Annotated in this window: 19 protein-coding genes; 2 read left to right on the top strand and 17 right to left on the bottom strand. The window is 65.0% G+C overall.

Annotated elements, in window-relative coordinates; translation table 11 throughout:
- Positions 1 to 11: 11 nt before the first annotated feature.
- From ACFQ4H_RS16095 to ACFQ4H_RS16035, 13 genes are all read right to left on the bottom strand, one after another.
- Complete coding sequence (locus tag ACFQ4H_RS16095) at positions 12 to 266, bottom strand: hypothetical protein (protein ID WP_377571772.1); 255 nt, start codon at positions 264 to 266, stop codon at positions 12 to 14.
- Positions 263 to 1,702 carry an FtsK/SpoIIIE domain-containing protein gene (locus ACFQ4H_RS16090; protein WP_377571771.1) on the bottom strand — a complete coding sequence of 480 codons (1,440 nt, stop codon included), beginning with the start codon at positions 1,700 to 1,702 and terminating at the stop codon, positions 263 to 265. The genes ACFQ4H_RS16095 and ACFQ4H_RS16090 overlap by 4 nt, the downstream gene beginning before the upstream one ends.
- Before the next feature lie 334 nt (positions 1,703 to 2,036).
- Positions 2,037 to 2,615, bottom strand: coding sequence for a class I SAM-dependent methyltransferase (locus ACFQ4H_RS16085; RefSeq protein ID WP_377571814.1), 579 nt, complete (start codon positions 2,613 to 2,615; stop codon positions 2,037 to 2,039).
- 450 nt (positions 2,616 to 3,065) lie between these two features.
- Complete coding sequence (locus ACFQ4H_RS16080) at positions 3,066 to 4,865, bottom strand: IS481 family transposase (protein ID WP_377571813.1); 1,800 nt, start codon at positions 4,863 to 4,865, stop codon at positions 3,066 to 3,068.
- Between the two features lie 829 nt (positions 4,866 to 5,694).
- A complete protein-coding gene (locus ACFQ4H_RS16075; protein WP_377571770.1) occupies positions 5,695 to 6,501 on the bottom strand; it encodes a hypothetical protein in 807 nt (268 codons plus the stop codon).
- A gap of 107 nt (positions 6,502 to 6,608) precedes the next feature.
- Positions 6,609 to 7,811 (bottom strand): tyrosine-type recombinase/integrase, encoded by a 1,203-nt coding sequence (locus tag ACFQ4H_RS16070; protein WP_377571769.1) that lies wholly within the window; start codon positions 7,809 to 7,811, stop codon positions 6,609 to 6,611.
- On the bottom strand, positions 7,811 to 7,993 hold the full coding sequence (locus ACFQ4H_RS16065; protein ID WP_377571768.1) for a helix-turn-helix domain-containing protein: 183 nt from the start codon (positions 7,991 to 7,993) through the stop codon (positions 7,811 to 7,813). The genes ACFQ4H_RS16070 and ACFQ4H_RS16065 overlap by 1 nt, the downstream gene beginning before the upstream one ends.
- Positions 7,990 to 9,741, bottom strand: coding sequence for a replication initiator (locus ACFQ4H_RS16060; protein ID WP_377571767.1), 1,752 nt, complete (start codon positions 9,739 to 9,741; stop codon positions 7,990 to 7,992). Before ACFQ4H_RS16060 ends, ACFQ4H_RS16065 begins: the two co-directional genes overlap by 4 nt.
- Positions 9,738 to 10,358, bottom strand: a complete 621-nt coding sequence (locus tag ACFQ4H_RS16055; protein ID WP_377571766.1) for a DUF2637 domain-containing protein — start codon at positions 10,356 to 10,358, stop codon at positions 9,738 to 9,740. The genes ACFQ4H_RS16060 and ACFQ4H_RS16055 overlap by 4 nt, the downstream gene beginning before the upstream one ends.
- Positions 10,355 to 10,546: a hypothetical protein gene (locus tag ACFQ4H_RS16050; protein WP_377571765.1), complete on the bottom strand. Its 192-nt coding sequence runs from the start codon at positions 10,544 to 10,546 to the stop codon at positions 10,355 to 10,357. Before ACFQ4H_RS16050 ends, ACFQ4H_RS16055 begins: the two co-directional genes overlap by 4 nt.
- Before the next feature lie 5 nt (positions 10,547 to 10,551).
- Entirely contained in the window at positions 10,552 to 10,806 is a 255-nt protein-coding gene (locus ACFQ4H_RS16045; RefSeq protein WP_377571764.1) for a hypothetical protein, read from the bottom strand.
- Positions 10,803 to 12,395 (bottom strand): FtsK/SpoIIIE domain-containing protein, encoded by a 1,593-nt coding sequence (locus ACFQ4H_RS16040; protein WP_377571763.1) that lies wholly within the window; start codon positions 12,393 to 12,395, stop codon positions 10,803 to 10,805. The genes ACFQ4H_RS16045 and ACFQ4H_RS16040 overlap by 4 nt, the downstream gene beginning before the upstream one ends.
- Before the next feature lie 208 nt (positions 12,396 to 12,603).
- Entirely contained in the window at positions 12,604 to 12,999 is a 396-nt protein-coding gene (locus ACFQ4H_RS16035) for a transcriptional regulator (protein ID WP_377571762.1), read from the bottom strand.
- Positions 13,000 to 13,137: 138 nt separating this feature from the next.
- On the opposite strand from ACFQ4H_RS16035, the gene ACFQ4H_RS16030 reads away from it, so the two are divergent.
- A complete protein-coding gene (locus tag ACFQ4H_RS16030; protein WP_377571761.1) occupies positions 13,138 to 13,980 on the top strand; it encodes a GntR family transcriptional regulator in 843 nt (280 codons plus the stop codon).
- Complete coding sequence (locus ACFQ4H_RS16025) at positions 13,977 to 14,666, top strand: HAD family hydrolase (protein WP_377571760.1); 690 nt, start codon at positions 13,977 to 13,979, stop codon at positions 14,664 to 14,666. Before ACFQ4H_RS16030 ends, ACFQ4H_RS16025 begins: the two co-directional genes overlap by 4 nt.
- A gap of 80 nt (positions 14,667 to 14,746) precedes the next feature.
- Here ACFQ4H_RS16025 and ACFQ4H_RS16020 read toward each other — a convergent pair whose 3' ends face one another.
- From ACFQ4H_RS16020 to ACFQ4H_RS16005, 4 genes are all read right to left on the bottom strand, one after another.
- Positions 14,747 to 15,214, bottom strand: coding sequence for an NUDIX domain-containing protein (locus ACFQ4H_RS16020; RefSeq protein WP_377571759.1), 468 nt, complete (start codon positions 15,212 to 15,214; stop codon positions 14,747 to 14,749).
- A gap of 2 nt (positions 15,215 to 15,216) precedes the next feature.
- Positions 15,217 to 15,972 (bottom strand): XRE family transcriptional regulator, encoded by a 756-nt coding sequence (locus ACFQ4H_RS16015; protein ID WP_377571758.1) that lies wholly within the window; start codon positions 15,970 to 15,972, stop codon positions 15,217 to 15,219.
- Between the two features lie 1,024 nt (positions 15,973 to 16,996).
- Positions 16,997 to 18,097 (bottom strand): HEPN domain-containing protein, encoded by a 1,101-nt coding sequence (locus tag ACFQ4H_RS16010; RefSeq protein ID WP_377571757.1) that lies wholly within the window; start codon positions 18,095 to 18,097, stop codon positions 16,997 to 16,999.
- The gene (locus ACFQ4H_RS16005) at positions 18,094 to 19,302 is read right to left on the bottom strand and encodes a DUF262 domain-containing protein (protein WP_377571756.1); all 1,209 of its coding nucleotides are present in this window, start codon (positions 19,300 to 19,302) and stop codon (positions 18,094 to 18,096) included. The genes ACFQ4H_RS16010 and ACFQ4H_RS16005 overlap by 4 nt, the downstream gene beginning before the upstream one ends.
- Between the last annotated feature and the right edge of the window lie 226 nt (positions 19,303 to 19,528).

Genomic DNA, 19,528 nt, shown 5'->3' with positions numbered 1-19,528 from the left:
GGTTCACGGGGTCACCTCCGGACCGGTCGGATGTCGATACGGATGTGGTCGGGCGGAGCGCCGAGGGAGGCGACCGCTTCGGAGAGGCAGCGCCACAGCGCCCACGCCTCGTCGGGGGTCAGGGACATCCGCCGCCGGCCGCTCCCGACCGCGAGATACACCGGGTACGGGTCGGGCCGCTCAGGGTCGACGCGAACGGATACAGCGGTGACCGGTTCAGGAGTGCGCAGCCGGTAGAACCGGCGACCGTTCGGAGCGCTGGTCATCGGGCCGCACCCCCGCCGTCCCCGTCGAGCAGGTTGCGCAGCGAGTCAGGCAGCAGCGGCCCGAGCGGCTTACGTGGCAGCGGAGGCCGGACCGGTTCGGCGGCGGTTTCCCGACCGACCTGGGCGAGGATGTCGGCAGCGTCGACCGGCGCCGGGTACTGCGCGGCCATGTCCCGGATGTCGCTATCGCTGACAAAGGAGAACCGGACCCGGACCGGGTCGGGGGTGCCGTCGAGGATCACGTACCCGATGTCCTTGGCCCATCGGGGCATCTGGTCGGCGAGCGCACCCCGGTTGCGGGCACCGTCGCCAAGGACCATGTCCACCTGGGCCGCTTCGGTCAGCCCGAGCGCGATGCGTGTCGGGAACAGGTCCCGGAACGGCAGGACTTCCTTGCGAGGGTCCTGCAACGCGGCCACCACCAGGACGCCGACGCCGGCACCCTGCGACAGCAGCACGCCCAGCGAGGAGGCGATGCGCTTGCGCAGATCACCGTCTTGCAGGTACGCGGTCAGCGCCGCCATCTCGTCGACAACGACCACGACCAGGGGGTCAATCTCGGTCGGAGTGTGGACGCGAACGGTGCCAGCCAACCGGGCCTGACGCTCCCGCAGCACGTCCACCGCTTCGTCGAGCAGGTCAGCCATAGCCTCGAAGGATTTGCAGGCGAACCGGGCGAACATCGGCCGACCGAGCGCGAACTCCATCCCGCCCTTGGGGTCGATCACCCAGAGCCGGACCAGCCCGGAGGCGACGCCGCCACTGAGCGCCCGGACCAGCGACCAGAGGACGGAACCCTTGCCGCGTCGGGTGGCCCCGCCCACCAGGACGTGAGTAGCGAGCAGGTGCAGCGACCATGTACGCAGGTCTTCCCGCCGAGCCAACGGCAGGGCGGTGAAGTCCGGCACCGCCGGCACCGGGAACGGTGGCACGATCGTCCGCAGCGCGTCGGTACGCACCAGCGCCAGGTAGACGACGGTAGGCCGGTCCCGGGAGCGCACCCGGTCGACCGCCCGAAGCAGCCAGGCAGCCCAGCCGGTACGGGTCGGCGGATCGTCGGGACGCTCGGAGTAGACCCGGGCGTGCCGCCGGCCGAAGGCGTACGCCAGGTTCGCGCTCACCTTCTGGAACTGTTCGGGGGTCTGGCCCCGGACCATCCGGATCGTCAGCACGTCGAGCGCCTGATCCGAGCGGACCCGGAGGAGTTCCGGCAGGACCCGCCGATGGTCGTACGTCTCGGCGAGCCCGCAGAGCGTCATGGCCTCCCGCCAGACCCGCCGGTACACGAAGACGCGACGGACGAAGCCGAGCAGCGGCCCCGCCAGCCAGGCCCACCAGGACGACTCGTGCAGCCACCACCAGACCAGCGACACCGCCGCCATCAGCGCCAGCGGCACCACCAGGCCGGGCCAGTCGAACTCGACGTACAGGGTCACCGCCGAAGCCGCCGAACCAGCCTCCGGCCGTGCGCGAAGCTTGGTCTTTAGGCCGGCATGACGAGCTCATGCGCGGAAGGCGAGGTCCAAGGCCTGCAAGTGTCGCTGGAGGCAGCCCGCGGCAAGCTGGCTAACCTCGACCGACGGGCGACCCCCGCTACGACGGCGGACCTGGGCCTTCCAGTAATCCGCGGCCGGTGAGTCGCCCTTGCTCAGCCGGACGCCGGACCGTTTGGCGCCTCACTGCGGAGGTGACTCCCCATGACCCGTCAGTAGATCGATCTATCAAGACCAGTATGTTGCCGGAAGGGCTGGTCCAGCGGTGAGGTGATCACTATGACGCAGCGGCTGTCGCTGCGATGGCCGCACACATGCGATCCGGACGGTCCGGAAACTGTTTCCTCAAGCGCTGAACCTCGGTGAAACCGGCTTTTGCCAGGCGGGCGGAGAACGTATCTACGGGCCAGCGGTATGCCGTATGAACCTTGTGGTCGAACGCGGCTACGCCGTCGGCACTGTCGAAGAAGCCGATCACCAGCTTCCCGGAGGGAGCTAACATCCGGCGGAACTCGGTAAGTACACCGTCCAGCTCTGGCGGCGGCAGGTGGATGGTCGAATACCAGGAGAGGATGCCCGCCACCGAGTGGTCGGGAAGATTCAGGTCGGTCATCGATCCGAGTCTGAACTCCGGCCCCGGAAAGTTCGTCTGCGCATGGTCGATGAACTCAGGGACCAGGTCCACGCCGGTCACGTCGGCGCCGAACGAATGCAGGTAGGCGCTCCAGTGCCCGGGGCCGCACCCGAGATCGAGCACCCTACCGTCCAAGCCGACCAGGTGGTCCCGGACGAGGGCCGCGTCGTCCACGTCAGCCTGCGAGTCACCCTTGAACAAGGCGATGTATTGCTCAGACATGTATGAGTAGGCCTCACGGACCGACTGGTTCACCACGGCGAGACTCTAGCGTCAGGCGTCTGGTCCCCAGGCACCCCCCGGCGAGCGGAACATCAGCACTGACAAAGCCTAGAACCCGAACCGCGAGCAATAACTCTCCGTCATCCCGGGTCCCATCAATCGATGATCTTAGTGGTTCGGAAAAGTCTCCGATGTAGGCAAGCAGTGTCGGCAGCATAGCGGACACCCACGACAATCTAGTGAGGCATGCCCCTCTGGGTATGCACCCTGAACGGCAACTTAGCGCGTAACCCATAGCTGCCGCAGCCTCGAGGGCGCTGTGCGCGAAGGTGCCGCGTTCAGCTGTTGATGGATGGCAACTCGGCCCGACGAAGGACACGCACGGAGGTCCCTTGTCTAGTCCCAGTTGATGCTTGACGGATCCGTCCCACCTGTTGCTTGACAGTGGATCTAGACATTGAGGTCGACCTTGCGGGGTCGTTGGGCTTTGATTTGGGTGATGGGCTGGTCGGTGGTGCGGCGGATGGTGCGGGTGCCGTCGTCGCAGTGGATGGCCAGTTCGGTGTCGGTGACGTCGATAGTCACGGTTTTGCGGGCGTGGATGCGGCCGAGGGCGATCTTCTGGCCGGCGACCATGACACCGCCGCTGTTGGAGGCTCGCCGCTGGACCCGGACCGGGTCGGTGGAGGGTTGTGGTGGCAGGCCAGCAGGCCGGGCGCTGCGTAGCCGGGCCGTCTCGGCCGGGGTCAGCGGGTTGGGTCTGGTGCGCAGCAGCTCGCGGGTTTTCAGGTCGAAGAAGGCCAGGGTGTGGGTGTCGACGCGGACCCCGACGCGGCGGCCGGCGAGGATCTCGGCGGCCAGGACCAGATGCTGGCCGAGGGAGACGCAGCCGCTGGTGCCGACGGTCCGGTCGACCTCCACCGGCCCGGCCACCTGCCCAACGGGTGCTGGCGGCAACGGTGGCGGCCCCGCTGGTCGACCGCCGGCACGGTGTAGTGCGGCGAGGTCGTTGACGGACAGGTGTGACCGCACGGATTTGAGGCGGGTTCCGGTGATCATGAGGTGGATGACGTCGGTGTCGGCCCAGAACGTGACCGTGACCCCGGACCGGTGTGGTCCGAGCCAGAACTGTTTGCCGCTGACCTGCATGTTTCCGCTTGGTGGTACGACCCGGTCGAACTCGACCGCGTCACCAGCCCACCCCTGCCGCTCTGGTGTCGGCACGATCGGGGCCAGGGTGATGGGAGTCAGGTCGACCGGGGTCACCGCTGGCGGCTGGTGCGGTTCCTCGACGGCCGTAGTGAAGCCGGACGGCAGTCTCACCGGCAACAGCCGCTGCCCCTCACCCTCCTTGCCCGCAGTGAACCGGTCGGCGGGAAACGCCATGTCCAGGGCCTGATGCGGCCGGCGGGTGTTGTACTGGTCCCGGAAGCTGTCGACTGCGGCCTGTGCTGTCTCTAGATCCGGGAACACCCCAGCGTCGTCGAGTAGTTCCCGACGCAGGGTCTGGTGGAACCGCTCGACCTTCCCGGTGGTGGTCGGCGACGCTGGCTGCGTCAACCGGTGCACGATCCCGTTCTCCCGGCAGATCCGGTCGAACAGCACTTCACCACCCTTGCCGAACCGGTCGGTGAACTGCTTGCCGTTATCGGTCAGCATCTCCTGCGGCACCCCGAACCGCACCAACCCCTGGGCCAGGGCCTCACACACCGCCCGACCAGTCGCCCGCCGCACCACCCGCGCGATCACGCAATACCGGGAATGGTCATCCACCCCGGTGACGACCTTCGCCTCACTGCCGTCAGCCAGGAACACCCCACCGACGATGTCCATCTGCCACAACTCCATCGGCGCAGCCCGCTGCCACCGCCGATAATCCTTCCGACCCCGCCCCCGCTTCACCGGCTCGATCAACCCATGACGAGCCAGAATCCGATACACACTCATCCGCGACGGCAGATCCGGGCAACCAGCCCGACCCAACTCGAACACGATCCGCCGCGCACCCCACCGCGGATGCGCCCGCCGTAACTCACACACCGCCGCTTCCACCTCCGGCGACGCCTGATGCGGACACGACTCCGGCCGATGCGACCGATCCTGCAACCCGGCAAGACCCGCCTGCGCATACCGGCCCAGCCACGAATGCACACTCTGCCGCGACACCCCGAACCTCACCGCGACCTCGGTCACCCGATCCCCGGCCAACACCGCGAGAACCGCCTGATACCGCTGCTCCACCACGGACAACCCAACCAGCGCCAATCCCGGCCCCCTGACCACGCAGTGCCCGCAAACAACACGCGATCAACGAACCAACTACGGATCATGTCAAGCATCAACTGGGACGCAGGTGTAAAGCATCTACCGGGACACGACACGCACGGAGGTCCCTCAACTGCCGAATTCCTCTGTTTTGGATCAAGGCACCGCGCTCCGCGCGGTGCGGGGCGGCAAGCCCGGCCGGCGGTAAGCCGCCCCGGCTGCCTTCGGCACCGGGGCGGGAAGCCACCGACACCCGCCGGGACACCGCCCCACCAGACGACCAGGAACCAGCCCCAGCGAGGCCGTGACGGAAGCCGGCGGGTCGGCCTGGTCACGTGGTCGGGGCTTCCGGCTGCCGCGCCAGTCCAACCCCGGGACTGGCTTGCCACCGGCTCACCGGGTCGCGGCACCAACTCCACCGCCAGGACGTGCCCGACCCTCCCCCGCAACCACCGGCCCCGCTCCGGAACCCCAACCACCAACCCCCGGAAAGGCCCCCACGACGGCGCAGCCCGGCCCGGCCCGAGGTAGGGCCAACTGAGCCCGCGCTCAGGGCGTCTCCAGGGCGTCAGGGCGTCGTCAGGGCGTCAAACGCTGGCCAAAGTTGACCAAGAACGACCATCGACACCCGAACATAGAACCAGCTCAGAGCCTTGGTCGTGGCTCTGAGCTGGTGGGCGACGGACGAGTCGACCTGTACGCCGGATTATGAACTCGGCATCCCGCTGACCTGGGACGGAACCCGGCCCCGACCTCTGTGGGCCGTCGCCGGGCCGTCTCCATCGAATCTGCGATCGGGATCAGCCCGGGATTCCTACCCGTAGTGCCGAACGTTCACGTCTCTCCGATAGTCGATATACCTACGCACAGCAGCACGAGGGGTTCTTACCCACACGGGGGCACCCACAAGAATTCTGTCCACCGGCTCACGCAGACTCCACCGATTCGGGTCAAGCACCACATCACTGTAGATCTCTGCAAACCACTCCGAATCGGAAACATCGCCGAAGGTGTACCCCCGCATCCACGGCTGGTCAAGACTCTGGCGCGATTCAAAAGTGGAGCCCTGATTGAAGGCAATTTTCATGGCCTCGACTGAAATTGACTGCGGGTCGTCCCACTGCGATTTGTTCTCCGCGCACCTGCTTATGAGCCACTTGCTGATCGACGGTGCCGCAGAGGAACTCCACCCCTCCGCCACGGGGTCTTCCGGCCCCATGAATCCGGAAACATTGTCCCTGCTGCCAAAGAGGCAGACTGCAACCCGAGTGCCGTCAGAGGCCACGACATAAACACCGAGGACAACTCGGCGTGACTCGTAGCCGACGAAGTGCGAGAATTCGACACGCCCAATGCCTTTTGCGAAACGCACCATTGGCGGCGTTACGAAATCCTCTACGGCGAGATCTCCGACAGCGCGACCGATTCGATCTGCAATCTCATTCCGAAAGAGCGCACGAGACTCTCGCTCGAACTCCACATTCGATGAAACGAACGGAATAGCTAGGGAAATTTTCGATCTCCATCGCGGGTTGAGGTCAAGACCCCCGTCCTTGGCGATGGAAGTCACCCGGCGCTCAGACCAGTACGAGTATCGAGTGAAGTCGCCGCGCTCGCCCATGGAGCCAACCTTTCTTTAAGCCCTACGGCCAACCCACGCCAGGCCGACCAAACCGCATCCATCGACTGTGTACATCATGGAAGCCAGGGCCACCGCCCATCGGAAGATCATGGGTTTTCGGTGCAGCGATAGAGATCGTCTATGGCACGACGGGTGCGTTCCTCGCTGGCCGGCATCAGGTGGGTGTAGACCCGGAGGGTGAAGCCGGGGTCGGCGTGTCCGAGGTACGACGCCAGGGCCTTGATGCTCTCCCCCGCGTCGAGCAGCGACGAGGCATAGAAGTGGCGGAGCGCGTGCATCCCGGTGGCCCGCGTCGGGACGATGCCAGCAGCCTTGACCGCCGGTCGCCAGCTCTTGTCATCGAAGGTGGCTCGGTTCAGCGCACCCCGTCGCGTGGTCGTGAACAGCAGCGGCACGGTTACCCGTTCGTCGCTGAATGGGTCTTCCCACGGCAACGTAATCTTCACTGGGTCGTACTTCTCGATGTGTTCCTTGAGTACCTGGGCGACCGAGTCCGGCAGCGGCACCCGACGGTCCCGGTCGTTCTTGGTCAGCCCGAAGACCAGCCGGGACCGAACCCGTTTCACCTGACGGACCACATGCACCCAGCCCGCGTCGAAATCGATGTCGTCGACACCGAGCCCGAAAATCTCGCCCTGCCGCATGCCGCAGCCGGCCCCCAGGTCCACCATCGGGCGGTACCGCTCAGCGAGGCCAGCACGGATTGCCGAAACCTGGTCGTACCGCCAGGGAACCACCCGACGCTCAACCGGTCGCGGCTGCTTGACCGACTTTGCCGAACAGGGATTCTTGGCGATCCGCTCGTCATCGACCGCCGCACCGAGGATGGTCCGCAGGTGCGCGAAGACGACGGCCCGGGTCGCCGGGGCCAGCTTCCCAACCATGCCCGCATCCCACTCCCGGATATGGCCCGGCTTGATCGACGCCAGTTGCCGAGAGCCGAAGAAGGGAAGCAGGTGCTTCCGTACCCGGAACTCGGTGACCTCCCGCGTTGACTCGTCGAAGGAGCGAGTACGAAGCCAACTCTCGGCGTACTCAGCAAAGGTCATCCGGCCGGCGACCGGGTCGACGTACGAGCCCCGAAGCTTGTCTGTCTCCGTCGAGACAAGGAACGCCTCAGCGTCCCGCTTCGATCGGTCGGGGAACGACTGGCTACGTTCCCGGCCGTCCGGGCCGATGTAGCGGACCCGGTAGCGCAGGCCCTTACCGAACCGCTCGGACTTGATCCGTTCCGTACGGCCGCCGGGATGCCGGATGACGTTGTACCAGCGATCTTCAACGTGTCCCATCAGGCCGCTGCCTGCTCACGTACCCACGCCCGCACCGCTTCCGGCTCGTACCGTAGGTGTCGACCGACCCGGGCAGCCGGCGGACCGTACTTGACCTTGCGCCAGCGGTAGAGCGTCTCGGCCGGAACCCGCAGGTACACCGACACTTCCCGGATCGTCCAGAGTTCGTCGACCGTCTTCATTGCTGTCCCTCCCCCGTGTCGCCGATCGGTCTGCTCGTTGACGCGCTTGGCAGTTGGGCCGCCCGGTCCTTTGCTGCGAGGAGTTCAGAGCGCCAACGGGCACGCTCGCTGATCGATCGCAGGAGTCGGTGTGCCAGCGGGGGCACGTCGGCCTCATCCGGTCGAGCCAGTTCCCAGGCATGCCGGACCGGTTCGGCGTTCGCGCCCTGGTCGTCGACGCCATCCAGGCCGACGGTGACGCCGAGCAGCGCCCGGACCCAGGCCCGTACGTCGTGCTTGTGGTCGCTCAGCGTCTTCCCGGACCAGTCACGAGAAATGAGGATGCGTCGACCGCCGATGCCGAGGGTTTCCCGCTGGTGGACCTTGCCCTTACAGCGGCCCGGCTTGAGTTTCGCGTGCGCCTTCTTCGGCTGAACGCCATAGAGCAGCCAGTTCGCACACCGGTCCGTGCAGGGCGTGACCCGAAGCTCCCGCCACAGCCGGTCGAGGTGTGCCCGTTGCCGATCAGTGCTGATCTTGTGGCAGTCGCCCGTCTGCTTGGTGATGTACTTCGTGACGTACCGAATGGTCCGCTCAGCGTCCTCGGTGCCGGGCATGACGCCGCGCGCGTCGACCTGGACGCCGAAGCGGACTACGTGCACCGGCTCGGAGTCTGGGTCCTCGTCGATCGCGTCGAGCGCTTCCGCCCAGGTGGTCAGCGGTTGTCGACTGTCAGGGTCGACCCACGCCGACGCCTCCTCGTCCCAGACCGGCGGCCGGTCGAGGGTGTAGCGCTGAACGTCGACCGAGGGCCACCACACCTGGTGATAGGTGGCAGCGGCCACGGTCCGCAGCACGTCCCGGGGAATGGTGCCGCGAATGGCGAAGTGCGCATGCGGGGCGAGTCGGCGTTGCGGCTCGACACAACCCGCGTACTGGACGTTCCAGCCCTCACACCGACGCAGGTTCTGCCAGAACCGGTCCAGCAGCCGAGGGAAGTGCACCGCGTCCCATGCCGCCCGCCGGTAGTCGTACCGGTCGGGATTGACCGGAGTGCCATCCGGGCGAACCGGCCCGTACGAGTCGAGGGTCAACGTCAGCCACATCGACGGCCGGTAGGTCGACCCGTCCGGCGCGGTGTACGTCTTGCCGACGGTACGCGGTTCGACCTTTCGTCGGGGCAGCTCGGGAGCGTCCTGCCTCCGCCGAGTGGAACGCTTGCGCCGGCGACCGGAGTCCTCGTCGTCCTGGTCCTCATCATCCGTCGAGTGAGGCGGGGCGACTCGTCCCCGTAGACCTTCCGCCGCGATCGCTTCCTCTACCTCCCGGATCGCCTCGTCGAGGTCGGCGACCTGGTCCCACTGGCAGGCCCGGGACGCCTCATCACGCGAGAACTCCAGATGCCCGCGCAACAGGATCAGCGCCTTCTGTTCCTCGGTCGCGGGTTCCGGAGGCGGTAGCGGCTCATCGTCCCGGTGCCAGCCCTCCCGGATCTGGGCCTGCCGCAGCCGACGGTTCTTCTTCGCGCACGGTGGGCACTTGTCCTCACGGGTCGCTCCGCAGGGCAAGTCGATGACCTCGGTCAAACCGGTGTCGAGATCCGTGCGCCGCATGGCAAGCGGGCGGACGCAAACGCCGTACTCGGCGGCGATCTCCTTCAGTACGTCGACCGAGCGAGGTAGTGCCATCCGGGCCGCCCGCGACCCCGGCCGAGGAGCGGCAGCCGAGGCCGGGACGGGTTCGAGTCCGGGCAGGGTCGGAGCGGTCATCGGGTGACTCCGACGACCTGCGGGCGTCCCGTCGGGTGGACCACGCCCAGCGAAGGCAGCACAGCCGACGAGCCCGGACGAGGCGATGCCAGCACGGGTGCGTAGACGACCGGCTCAGGTTCCGCCTGGTAGACGGGGCTCTTGTGGGTTTCCGGGTCGAAGACGACGGTGACTTCTTCGGGGTCGGCATCCATGTGAGTCGGGATCTCTACGGGTTCCTCGTCGACGCCCTGCGGCGGTGGTGGTGCGGCTGTTGGTGCGCTGGACAGGACGACCTTGACCAGGGCGAGGAACGCCAGGGACGGGACGGCGGCGACGATCCAGCCCCAGATGGAGGGTTCGGCTTCCGCGACCTGGGCGGCGAGGGACAGCAGTGCGAACGCGACCAGCAGCACGCCGACCAGGCCGACTGGACGGCCAGCGCGTCGACGAGCCCGGATTTCCAGACCGAGGTAGATGGCCATCAGCTCGACCGCTACGGCGTTGGCCCAGCCGATCCAGTCGGGCTGGCCGTGGGCCACGGTCAGGTCGTGTACGTGGGTGAACGCGGCAGCGCCGGCCATGGTGCCGATGGCGAGCAGGATCAGCAGGCGTACCCCGGATTCGACGCGGATCATCGGTCCCTCCCGTTGGCCTTCTCGCGGATGGTCAGGTCGATGCGGATACGTCGGCCGTTCATGTCCTGACGGCGGTTGACGAAGTGGGCGAGTCCGCGCAGCACGGCGGTGGTCTGGTCGGCCGGGCCGACGAGCTGGATACGCAACGGCCGACGGAGTTTGCGCAAGTGACGGACGAGAGGGTTCACGGCGGTTACCTCCGGGCCGGTCGGATATCGGTACGGATGTGGTCGGGCGGATTGCCGAGGGATGCCACGGCTTCGGAGAGGCAGCGCCACAACGCCCATGCCTCGTCGGGGGTGAGGTACATGCGGCGTCGGCCGGCACCTACGGCCAGGTAGACCGGGTACGGGTCGGGTCGTTCGGGGTCGACGCGTACGGAGACCGCAGTGATGGGTTCCGGGGTGCGTAGCCGGTAGAACCGGCGGCCATCGAGAGCGGCGGTCATCGCTGTTCCTCCCCCTTCTTCGGGTCGATCAGGTTGAGCAGGGACTTGGGCAGCAGCGGGCCAGATGGTCGGCGAGGTAGGGGCACCCGGGCCGGTTCGGTGGCGGTTTCCCGGCTGACCTGGGCGAGGATGTCGGCCGCGTCAGCCGGGGCCGGATACTGCTCAGCCATTGCCCGGATGTCGTCGTCGGTGACGTAGGAGAAGCGGACTCGCACCGGTTCCGGGGTGCCGTCGAGGATCACGTAGCCGACGCCCTTGGCCCAGCGGGGCATCTGGTCAGCCAGCGCACCCCGGTTACGGGCACCGTCGCCCAACACCATGTCCACCTGGGACGCTTCGGTGAGGCCCAGCGCGATGCGGGTGGGGAACAGGTCCCGGAACGGCAGTACTTCCTTGCGCGGGTCCTGCAACGCGGCCACGACCAGGACGCCAACGCCGGCCCCCTGGGACAGCAGCAGCCCCAACGATCCGGCGATGCGCTTGCGCAGGTCGACGTCTTGCAGGTACGCCGTCAGCGCCGCCATCTCGTCGATGACCACCACGACCAGCGGGTCAGCCTCGGTCGGGGTGTGTACTCGGACCGTGCCGGCAAGGCGGGTCTGCCGTTCCCGCATCACTTCCACGGCCTCGTCGAGCAGGTCCGCCATGGCTTCGAAGGACTTGCACGCGAACCGGGCGAACATCGGACGACCAAGCGCGAATTCCATGCCGCCCTTGGGGTCGATCACCCAGAGGCGGACCAGGCCGGAGGCGATCCCGCCGCTCAGTGCCCGGACCAGCGACCAGAGAACGGAGCCCTTGCCCCGCCGGGTGGCCCCACCGATCAGTACGTGCGTGGCGAGCAGGTGCAGGGACCAGGTACGCAGGTCTTCCCGCCGAGCCATCGGCAGCGCGGTGAAGTCCGGCACCGTCTGAGCTGGGAACGGTGGCACCACGGTCCGCAGCGCGTCGGTACGGACCAGGACGAGATAGACGATGGTCGGGCGGTCCCGGAAGCGCACCCGGTCGATGGCCCACAGCAGCCAGGCAGCCGGACCGGTACGCACGGGTGGTTCGTCTGGGCGTTCGGAGTAGACCCGGGCATGCCGCCGACCGAAGGCGTACGCGAGGTTTGCGCTTGCCTTCTGGAACTGCTCGGGTGTCTGGCCCCGGACCATGCGGACGGTCAGCACATCCAGGGCCTGATCCGAGCGGACCCGCAGTAGTTCTGGCAGGACGCGCCGATGGTCGTACGTCTCGGCGAGCCCACAGAGGGTCATGGCCTCGCGCCACACCCGCCGATAGACGAACGTTCGGCGGAACCAGCCCAGCAGCGGCCCAGCGAACCAGTTCCACCAGGACAACTCAGCACGCCACCGCCACAGGGCCGAGCCCACAGCGACGAGCACCAGCGGCACCACCAGGCCCCACCAGTCGAACTCGACATAGAGCGTGACCGCGACGGCCGCTGTGCAGGTCGCGACCGGGTGTCGCAGACACCACCAGATTGCCCGCCAGGACCAGCGCAGCACCAAGCCGAGAAGCGCCGCCCAGACGGGCAGTTCGAACCGCTTGGGCCGGATCACCATCAGATCCCCGGCCGTAGTCATGACCACTTCACCACGCGGACGCCCGATCACCAGGCACCCCCGCGCGACACGATCCGGGACCGGTACACGCCGTGCCGGGACGGCGTTTGGGCAGGCTGACGCCTACGCTTGGACACGTCGAAACCTCTCTCGAATAGAGCAGGGGAAGAGACAGAGGGCGGGGCTGCCGTCCGCCAAGACCTGACAGCCCCGCCCACACCAACAGCGGCTACGCGGCAGCCTTCTGCTTCACACCCGCCGGGACACGCAACCCGGTCGCCCGCAGCGAGTACGCCATCCGACCGTTGTTCGCCACGTACGGCGTGACCGTCATCCCGTCGAACTCGACCGCCTCGAACGGGACACCCGTCGGTGGCACCGGCTGATAGTCAGCCGAGATCTTCACCGTCGTCTCCCGCGACCGCTTACCAAGCTCCGGGTCCAGGTCCATCACCCGCACCTGCCACACCCGCTGACCAGTCACCTTGTCCTTAGCCGGAGACCGGCGACCCGTCTTCTCGTCGAAGTCCTCCACCTCGCCCAGCGACTCGGGCACCAACGCGCACCCCGCCGGGAACACGTCCTCGAAACGCACGGCGAACCTCGTACCGCCACGCAGAGCCATTGCTCAGACCTCCACACTTCGACCTGACCATCCTGACTAGCCAGGTGCAGTGGATCAAAGGTAGGCCGGCTTGGCTAGTCATGTCAACGACAGATCGAAAACTTTCCTAGCTTGGCTAGCCAGCGGTACTGTCCGTGCATGAGTCTTGACCCAGACGACCCACGGACGCCGTCGCAGCAGATCGCCGCAGCCCTCCGCGCGGAGATCAAGACAGGCAAGTTCGCCCCCGGCGAGAAGCTGCCCTCGCAACACGAACTCGTCGAACGGTTCAGCGTCGCCCGCGAAACGATCAAGGCCGCCCTGCGGAAGCTGCAAGAAGAACGTCTGATCGTCACCCGCCAGGGCAGCGGCACCTTCGTACGCGCCAACACCGAACGACCAGTAGGGCTACGCCCGCACATCGAGCGCGCGTTCGAGGCCACCCACGTCACGATCGACTTCGCCGGGTTCTCCGGTGAGACCCTGTACAACGCGATTCAGGAAACCCTCGACAAGGTCCGCATCGGACGGCTCACCCCGGAGTCGATCCGGCTACGGGTGATGATCTCGGACATGTCCGCGCCGGCGGCGATCCCGTGCCGTGCCGAGGACCGGGCCGACGACCCAGGCATCCGCGCCCGTGCCCAGCGGATCACCGATCGGTCCATCCATGCGGTTGTTGACGCGGTCGCGGAGCTGGCTCATCTCGACCTGGTCAAGACCGCCACCACCGAAGTACGGGTACACCGCGCGGCCCCGCTGTTCAAGCTGTTCATCATCAACGACGAGGAAGCGTTCTTCGGCTTCTACCCCGTCGTGGAGCACACCGTGAACATCGACGGAAAGCCGCTGGCGATCTACGACGCCATGGGCAAGGACGCGATCCTGTTCCCGTTCACGCCCAGCGACGACGACTCGTCCAACGACGGCCTTTATGTCGAGCAGGCCCGCGCCTGGTTCGACAGCATGTGGAACACGATCGCCCGCGAGTACGTGTCATGACCAGCCGCAGTCTCGCCCCCATCGTCGAGCGCACCCGTTACCTGTTGCTCGACTTCGACGGCCCCATATGCAGCGTCTTCTCCGGCTACCCCGCCCCCACGATCGCCGGGGAACTACGAAAGTTGCTCGTCGACCAGGGCGTGACCCTGCCCGAAGAGATCCGGGCCGAGTCCGATCCCCTCGCGGTGCTCCGCTTCACCGCCACTCTGGACCGGCCGCTGATCGCCCGCCGGGTCGACGACGCCCTACGCGCAGCCGAGGTCACCGCGGTTCGCACCGCCACAGCGACCCCGTACGCCAGGGAAGTCATCGTCGGCGCCCACCAGACCGGCCGCAAGGTCGCAATCGTGTCGAACAACTCCGCCGAATCCGTCACCGCCTACCTGACCGCGCACCGCCTCGCCCGCTACGTGCACCCCGTCATCGGCCGCGCCTACGCCGACCCGGCGCAGATGAAACCCCACCCGGCACCCGTGCTGGCCGCCGTCGCCGAGCTACACGCCGCCCCCGAGACTTGCGTCCTGGTCGGTGACACCCCCAGCGACATCGACGCCGCCCACGCTGCCCGGGTACCGGCCATCGGCTACGCCAACAAGCCAGGCAAGCAAACCCGCCTCGCGGAAGCCGACGCGATCATCACCAGCATGGAAGAACTCGTGACCGCCCTCGCCGTCGAGGAGCTGTAGCCACGACCAGCACCACCCCGCACATGAACGCCCCGATCCCGCGCAGAGGGAATCGGGGCGTTTCCGTCTTTCTGGCTGGCTCAGTCGACGTGTGGCGTACGGCCGGCGAGGTAGTCGACGATCTGCCGACGCATCGTCGGATGGATGTCCAGGCCGTCCAGCTCGTCCGGCGGAAACCAGTCGACGTGACTCGCCTCATCGTTCGCCGCCGGGGCACCACCCACCGGACGAGCCAACAACGTGACTTCGTACTCCTGCCGCACCTCACCATCGGAGTACGCCACGATGTGCCCCGGGTCGGAGTAGACACCGACGATCCCGACCACCTCCACCACCACCCCGGTTTCCTCCAGGGTTTCCCGTACCGCGCAGGCAGACGGGGACTCGCCGATCTCCATCTTTCCCATCGGCAATGCCCACTGTCCGGTGTCCCGCCGCCGTTGCAGCAGGATCGACCCGTGGTCGTCGACGGCCAGCACCCCGCACGCCGGTACCAGCGTGTTCGCCTTCGGCGCGTCCGGATCGTTCCAGTACTCGACACGCCCCACGATCAGACCTCCCCGCCCAGCCACGGCATCCCGGTAGCCCACACCCGCTCGAAACTATCCGTGTAATGCTCGAACAGCCCGCCACCGTCGACCCTACGAAGATGCAGCGTCGGATTCGCCGAAGCTGCCTCCCCGTACGCGTGCGGGTTCACCAGAATCTCATCGTCATAGCGAAACAGGCTGTTGTAGAGCGTCGTCGGATGCAGCCGGATTTCACAACCTTCCGCGTCCGCGAGTTCCCGGTAGTAGGTCAGTGACGCGCGGATCTTTGCCGCCAACGTCCCGCCCAGGCCCTCTTCCCGGTCCCGGACCGCCACCGCGTCACTGGACGGATCGCCGAAACACAGCCGTACCTGCACCCCCACCGACAACCGGTCGGCAATCATCCGAGCCACACGCGGCTGAATCTGAGCGAAGAACGTCCCCGAGAACACCAGCACGTCCACCCGCTCCTGTGCCTCCGACAGCAGCCGCAGCCAGGTCTCACGCGGCACCGACGCCCGATCCGGAAAGATCTCGATCAGCTCAGCCCGACTCGCCTCACCCCGCTTCCCCACCGCCGAAGCCAGCACCTCAGGCCACAGGTACGCCTCTTCCGCCCCCAGCCGACGGGCAGCCGTCCACCGATGCCGGCGATGCGGAACCCGCCCCAGGCTGATCCACCGCTCTACCGTCTTCGGGTCGACCCCGCACTCATCGGCCAGGTCCTCAACCCGTACCCCACGACGGACCATCACCGTCCGCAGACGTTCATTCATGTCTCTATTGGACGTTCACCTGCCGGGACGTTTCAACCCCGTCACGGGACGTTGCACGAGGGCCCGAGACGTTCGCCAACAGTCCGCCCACGAAGGTGCGACGTGCACCCCGCAGCCGATTAGGTATTCCTCGTCGTACACAACGGTCCCTGTTTCCGCGCTCGCCACAGACGGCCACGGAGGCAGGTGAAGTACGACGGCACCAAATCGGGGTGCGGGCCAGGACTGGTCACCTGAACCCGCACCCCGACCCACTTCCACGAAGGGAAAGCGGAACGTGCCCGGAAGCAACTACAACTCGACCACGCCACCCCGAAACTGCATCAACCCAACAGCGGCCCAGTTGCCTACAAGGCTCATCGGGCTAACCGACCCGGACCCGCGATTCGTCCTACACGTCCCATTCCATGCCAGAACCCTCGGCACAGCTCTCGAAATGGCCGCCCTACTCGCAGACTTCCTCAGCTTCATCCCAGACGTCGACCAAGGCGAAACCACCGTCACCCATGAAGACGACCAGACCAATCACCACCGCGTCATCTGTGACCAACGCCTACCCGATGGAACCCGATGCCCCCTTCATCACGGTCACCTCACTCCCTGCACCATCGGCAACGAGTGACGGATCCGTAGCTGTTCGACCAACTCTCCTCTCCCCGTCCGACGGCAACCCTAGCCAAACAAGGAATAACAGGCCTAAGTGACCGGCATACACTACTTGGCTTCACTGGTTGGCGAATTTAGTACTTGAAACTTCTCATCCCCGATCAGATCGTCGACCGAAACAACCTTCGGACCCGTGCAGTAGATCTCAGACCTGTCCGACATTACGTCCATTAGCCCACCCCAACTCACTATTCCCCTAACCCTCAGGAATATTGGTTGACCAATAAGACTACCTCCACCGCTGCCATTCCGGAAAATTTCGGCCGCTTTAGAGATCCGCGCCTCCAGCCGAACTCATCGCTACATCAAAATGCGCAACAACCTAGCATCGAACCCAGCCAAACTAGACAGCCTGCAACTAATTCGGCGGCAAGGAGTCCGCTAGCCAGGAGGCCGGGCATTCCCGATTAACAAGGTGAAGGCTTCGGATGCGCATGATTTGACAAGAGGTTCCAAGGCAAACCTCGACCCCAGCATGAGAGCGAATCTTCTGCACATCGCCGGAAGAGGTTCGAATGGTTAACACCCTCCCAAGTTCATAGCCCGAGGGGAGACCGACGTCTACCGCAAGTGGGTCACCAACTTGGAGTAACGTGCCCTCCGGGAGAGTGGCGAGGTCGAGACATATGACGGATCTATAATGCACCTTCAAATCACCACGGAAGGTCGCAGCGTGATACTTCACAAGGAAAGACCCAAGGTGCTGGCGAAGGACGGAATAAGCCGCCCTAGCAAATGCATTAAAAAACGCCAAGTACTCCCGGATCTCATCACGCGTAAGCAGCCCTGCAGGACTGCCATGCGCTATCTCGTTACGTCGATCAGCAAGATCGTCGATCGCACCTAAATCGCTCCCCAGAATTCCCGATCCGTGGTCACCAGTTGCGCGGTAAGCGGCAAACTCCTTGGTGCCCACGACCAGCTTTAGGAAGTCATCTATCCCAAGCTCCCTGAATGCATCATCGATGGTCCTACGGCGAAAGTTGCCGGCATGGCGCGCATAAGCCGCAGCGTTCAGTTTATAGTTCCCCGCCTTTGACTCACAAGAATGCAGATTCTCGATCAGCCTAGCCGAGAGCATCGGATCTTTCATGCGCGTCAACCAGATTTCGTCGCGGAGAGCATCGAGGGATTTCCGGCGATGATTGTCTTTCAGCCTATCGGGAAGATGGTCCATCGACGGAACGAGCTCGTTCAAGGTGTGAATAGTGCCGGTCACGAGCCCTTCAATAAGGCGCTCGAAGGCACCATAAAGCAGCACCAGTTGGGTGGCATACTGAGCCATCTTGACAGCAAATGGTTCGACAGACTCTCGAAATAGGATCAGGCAGTCATGCAGGTCGCCCGGCGCCACGGAGGCAAAGTCTGCTGCAAGAATCCTTTCTTCCGCGTCGCCCCTCTGGAGCAGGCGAGTCAGATCCTCAGTGAGCCGCTCAAACTCGAGGATCGCGGGTCTCATCGGCGACCGTCCCCTAGCACGCCGTCGATGAAAGCGCCGAACAGCTCTCGCCTCAAGATAATATTGCTGGGATTCGTGTAGCGGCCCGCGAAACTGCTGTAGTTCTCTACATAGAAGCCTGGTAGCCTCGCCACCAACTCATCCTTGTATTCGAGAATAAGACCCTTCTGGTGAATTCTCTGACTCATTGCGAACATGATGGTGTCGTAAGCTACAGTGGTGGGTCGGCTGAGCCAGTTCCAGCGCCCATTCCGCTGGCGCCAAAGCCAAAAGGCGCGCTCACCAAACACCTCGTACACAAGGTCGATGGTGGCTTCAAATAGTTTGCCGAGCCCATAAATAAGCCGTGAATCGAAACGGTTAGCACGCTTCAGATACTCATCAAAGTAGTCTCGAAGAGACTTGGCAAGGTACTGGGGATCTTGCCTGAACGCAAAAAATCGAAGCACGAGTTCGACATCGAACATCTCCCGATATGCGTCGTTCTCTAGCAGTTCGGCGTCTTCCTCATGATCTGGATCTGCAGCCTCTTCTTCGTGGTTCCCAACAGGAATCCCCCAAGTCAAGCATAGGGACGGACGACGAGATAGAGCAAGGCAAAGCTCATTCATCAACCCGCCGTAAACCGCGTTCCGCGTCTCCTGGGGAGTGAGCTTCTCCCCTCCACTGTTGATGCGCTCGAAGACGAGTTGCTTGAGAGCCCTTGCCTCGGTTTCATTCCGCGCCGTCTCTTGCAGAAGGATGATGGATGAGAGATATCGTCTATCGATTCCCGCCCGAACGCTTGTTGGCAGGGACGAGTAGGTGCGACCGTTCAACTCCTCCCACTCGACAAGTCCCTGTAACGCGAATGCGTTCGCATAAAAGTCTCTAATGGTCGAAAGGCGCTGAAGCCCGTCCATCACTTCATACTTCGAGTAATCGAACTCGTACAAGAATATTGGCGGAATGGGTACGTTCATCACTAGAGATTCAATAAGGCGCGACTTCTTCTCCGTCGACCAGCGCCTTCTCCTTTGATAATCGGGGCGCAGGAGGTAGTCCCCGCTCTCAAGAAGTTGCGGTATCGAGCTCAAAGGATAGCGGGCTTGCTCCGTTACGATACGGACCTCGCCACGTACATACTTCTCATTGATTAAGTCATCCGACAAATCGTTGACGACGTTTCGCCGGCTCTGGAGGTCGATTCTTTCACCCTCAAGCATTAGTCTTTCCCTCCATCGCTGCGCCCTTCGTCGCGAAGTTCCCCACCGCTGCCGCCTGCCATCGGCGGCAAGCGCGGGATCAGAAGCACAGCAGGAAAGTACAGCATCTCGAGCGGCCGGACGAACCTCGAGGTGTCCGTTACGTGCCCGAGCCAGCGGTCAAGAGCGGAACGCAGCAGTACCAAGCAGGGCCGCTCGTCAACTCTGCGTAGAGGTTGCCCCTGCC

It is taken from the genome of Micromonospora sonneratiae (assembly GCF_042679305.1).
GTDB classification, from domain to species: domain Bacteria; phylum Actinomycetota; class Actinomycetes; order Mycobacteriales; family Micromonosporaceae; genus Micromonospora_H; species Micromonospora_H sonneratiae.
The sequence above is the reverse complement of the archived record's forward strand: the minus strand, read 5'-3'. Positions and strand labels throughout refer to the sequence as shown.